At 62.9% G+C, this 2,812-nt stretch carries 3 protein-coding genes; all 3 read left to right on the top strand.

All coding sequences use genetic code 11. The features are described 5' to 3' along the window. Nucleotides 1–922, top strand: a 922-nt coding sequence (gcvT, locus tag AC2VNK_RS08570; protein WP_486883466.1) for a glycine cleavage system aminomethyltransferase GcvT, incomplete at its 5' end; no start/stop codon positions are given. Further along, nucleotides 919–1,302 carry a glycine cleavage system protein GcvH gene (gene gcvH, locus AC2VNK_RS08565; RefSeq protein WP_291524246.1) on the top strand — a complete coding sequence of 128 codons (384 nt, stop codon included), beginning with the start codon at nt 919–921 and terminating at the stop codon, nt 1,300–1,302. The genes gcvT and gcvH, both read left to right, overlap by 4 nt. Before the next feature lie 4 nt (nt 1,303–1,306). After that, complete coding sequence (gcvPA, locus tag AC2VNK_RS08560) at nt 1,307–2,650, top strand: aminomethyl-transferring glycine dehydrogenase subunit GcvPA (RefSeq protein ID WP_486883465.1); 1,344 nt, start codon at nt 1,307–1,309, stop codon at nt 2,648–2,650. Nucleotides 2,651–2,812: the final 162 nt, after the last annotated feature.

The following is a 2,812-nucleotide window of genomic DNA, read 5'->3' as shown; positions in this document are numbered from 1 at the left end:
GCTGCGCTACGCCTTGGCCAACGATGTGGCGAAGCTGGACGCGGTGCCGGGTAAGGCGCTGTACAGCACGATGCTGCAAGGCGATGGCGGGATTATTGACGATCTGATTGTCTATCATCGTGGAGACGGTAGGTATCGGATTGTGCTGAATGCGGGCGGGGCGGAGGCGGACACGGCGCACCTGCAGGCCCTTGTGGATGCCCACGGCTGGCAGGTGACCCTGCAGAAGCGGCCGGATCTGGGGATTCTGGCGGTGCAGGGCCCCACAGCGCGGGCGATGGCGGCGACGGTGTTGGGCATGTCCGCATTGGCGGAGTTGCCGGTTTTTCACGCGCTGGAGCGGGGCGATTTCTTCGTCGGGCGCACGGGTTATACCGGCGAAGATGGTGTCGAAATTATCGCTGCGAATACTTTGTTACCGGGCCTGGCGGATCGGCTGGTGGCTGCCGGGGTGCGGCCAGCCGGGTTGGCGGCGCGAGATAGTCTGCGTCTGGAGGCGGGGCTGGATCTTTACGGTCAGGATATGACGACGGCGGTTTCGCCTTATGCGAGTAATCTGGCCTGGACGGTGGATTTGCGTGCTGCAGAGCGGGATTTTCTGGGGCGGGTGGCGCTGGAGGCGCAGTTGGTCGCAGGCGGTGGTGCCAAACTCATCGGCTTGGCGATGCGCGAAGGCATTCCCCGGCATGGTTATGTGGTGGAAAATGCGGCGGGGCAGCCTTGTGGGGTGGTCACCAGCGGTATTTTCTCGCCCAGCCTGCAGTGCGGTATCGCGCTGGCCCGCGTGGATGCGGCGCTGGAGCCGATGGCCGCATGCGCCGTTGTGGTGCGCGGGGCGCGGCGTCCGGCGCTGGTGGTAAAGCCGCCTTTCTGGCGGAAAGGCGTGGCAACTTTTTCTTTTCCTGAGGAGCGTGAGGCATGAGCAAGATTCCGGAGACGTTGCGTTACAGCGATACCCATGAGTGGGTCGAAGACCTGGGGGGCGGACGCTACCGGGTAGGGATTACCGATCATGCCCAGGAATTGCTGGGGGATCTGGTGTATGTGGAGGTGCCTGATGCCGGTAAGGCGATTCATGGTGGCGAAGTCTGCGGCGTGCTGGAGTCGGTCAAGGCGGCGGCGGATTTGTATGCGCCGCTCGATGGCACGGTGGTGGAGCGTAATGACGGGCTGGGGGATAACCCGCAGTGGCTCAATGAAGACCCTTATGGTCAGGGCTGGATTATGGTGGTGGAGGCCGACGCAGCGGCCTGTGCCGGACTCCTGGATGCGGCGGCTTATGGTAAATTAGCGGAGTCTTAAGTAAATGCCCTATATTCCCCACGATGGGTTGGAGACGGCGGTGATGTTGGCCGCCGTTGGCGTTGACAGCCTCGACCAGCTTTTTGATGAAATTCCGCCGGCTTTGCAAGTGCATGACATGGTCTTGCCCGAAGGGCTGTCGGAGATGGCCCTGCAACGCGAACTGGAGGAACGTGCCCTAAGCAACGCGCCGCTGCGCTGTTTTACGGGCGGTGGCGCCTATGCCCACCACATCCCGGCCATTGTCTGGGAAATTACCGGGCGCGGCGAGTTTTATTCCGCCTATACGCCGTATCAGCCGGAAGCCAGCCAGGGCACGCTGCAGGTCATCTATGAGTATCAGGGTTTTATCACGCGGCTGACAGGGCTGGAGGTGAGTAATGCTTCCCTCTACGACGGGGCCTCGGGGTTGGCCGAGGCCTGCCTGATGGCGTTGCGGATTCAGGGCGGCGACAAATCCATTCTGGTGCCGGAGAACCTGCTGCCGGGCTGGCGGCGGGTGCTGGACAGCGTGCTGGGCCTGCAAAACATCCGTTTGGTGAGCGTTCCTTATGACCGTGCTACGGGCACCCTGATATTGCCTGCGGAGGCAGGGGATGCGGCGGCGCTGATTATTCCCCAGAGCAACGCCCTGGGTTTGCTGGAGTCCGTGGATGCGCTGACCGACTGGGCCCATGCCCATGGCCTGCTGGCCATAGCCGTGGTCAATCCGCTCGCTCTCGCTATGCTGAAGGCGCCGGGAGATTGGGGTACAGAGGGTGCGGATATAGCGGTGGGCGAGGGGCAGCCGCTGGGGATTCCCCTGAGCGGCGGCGGGCCTTACTTTGGTTTTCTCGCCTGCCGCAAGGCCCACGTGCGCCAGTTGCCTGGGCGACTGGTCGCCAAAACCGTGGACGGGCAGGGCCGTGAGGGCTTTTGTCTGAGCTTGCAGGCGCGGGAGCAGCACATCCGCCGTGGTAAGGCGACGAGCAACATCTGCACCAATCAGGGCCTGATGGTGACGGCGGCGACCATCCACATGGCGACGCTGGGCGGGCACGGCTTGCAGCGGACGGCGGTGCTTTGCCATGAACGTGCCGTGCGGCTGCGGGAACTGTTGACGGTCGTGCCGGGGGTGAGCCTGCCTTATGGCGGGCCTTTCTTCCACGAGTTTGTGCTGCGTCTGCCACATGCTGCCGTGGCGGTGCGGGATGCGCTGCTGGGCCACGGTCTGCTGGCGGGACTCCCGCTTTCTGACTGGGGGATGGGGGAAGCTGGCGATCTGCTGGTCTGCACCACAGAATTGCTGGAAGAGGCTGATCTGCTGGCCTATTGCGACGCCCTGACCTCTGTGCTGGAGACCTTATGAGCGATTCTATTTTCGATCACGATCACCATTTTCCGGCGGTGGAGTTGCCGTCCGATATTCCGGCGGAGCTACTGCGGAGGATGCCCCTAAACCTGCCCAACCCGTCGGAACTGGAGGTGCTGCGCCACTACACCCGCCTGTCGCAGAAAAATTTTTCCATCG

Source organism: Acidithiobacillus sp. TH-A35 (genome assembly GCF_057473505.1).
This window is presented reverse-complemented; position numbering and strand designations above follow the sequence as displayed.

Excerpts from the sequence above, each read along its gene's own strand:
- gcvH (WP_291524246.1), top strand. The coding sequence starts at position 919 with ATGAGCAAGATTCCGGAGACGTTGCGTTACAGCGATACCCATGAGTGG.
- gcvPA (WP_486883465.1), top strand. The coding sequence starts at position 1,307 with ATGCCCTATATTCCCCACGATGGGTTGGAGACGGCGGTGATGTTGGCC.